The organism is Streptomyces sp. PTL18, from assembly GCF_059510295.1.
On sequence record NZ_JCAJZO010000146.1, the window covers coordinates 1 to 416 of the forward strand.

General features: G+C 67.5%; 1 protein-coding gene. It reads right to left on the reverse strand.

Annotated elements, in window-relative coordinates; genetic code table 11:
* Positions 1–19: 19 nt before the first annotated feature.
* Positions 20–187: a hypothetical protein gene (locus tag AC5WS8_RS39400; RefSeq protein WP_496108278.1), complete on the reverse strand. Its 168-nt coding sequence runs from the start codon at positions 185–187 to the stop codon at positions 20–22.
* Positions 188–416 lie beyond the last annotated feature (229 nt).

Below are 416 nucleotides of genomic sequence, written 5' to 3' on the forward strand. Positions count from 1 at the left end.
CCGCATGACGTGGCTGCGCTCAGGGTCGCTTCAGGAACCTCAAGTAGAACGCGGCGAACACCAGGACAATCCCGACGTTCACCATCAGCCGCGGCCAGAGGTCATGCCTGAAGAACAAGACGTCCACGCCTACCACGACGGCCACCATCGCAACCAGGTAAAGCGCGCTCATCGCCTGCCTTCCCATACGTCGACTCCAGCTCGATCATTCTCGGCGCCGCCGGTCAGCCGACGGCACACCTGCGGTGGCCGCACCTCGGCCACCTTGTCACGCACGGCGCCGATGAGCGGTGCGAACGCCGAGCGGGGATGATCCTTTCGGATGCCGGACATTCGGACACCCACGCTCGCGAACGCGTGAGGCCAGGCTGCCGGGCCTCGGCCACGCACGGAAGCCGCGGGCCTCGCCCCCCGCC

Coding starts and splice junctions, on each gene's coding strand:
- AC5WS8_RS39400 (WP_496108278.1), bottom strand. CDS start 187: ATGGGAAGGCAGGCGATGAGCGCGCTTTACCTGGTTGCGATGGTGGCC.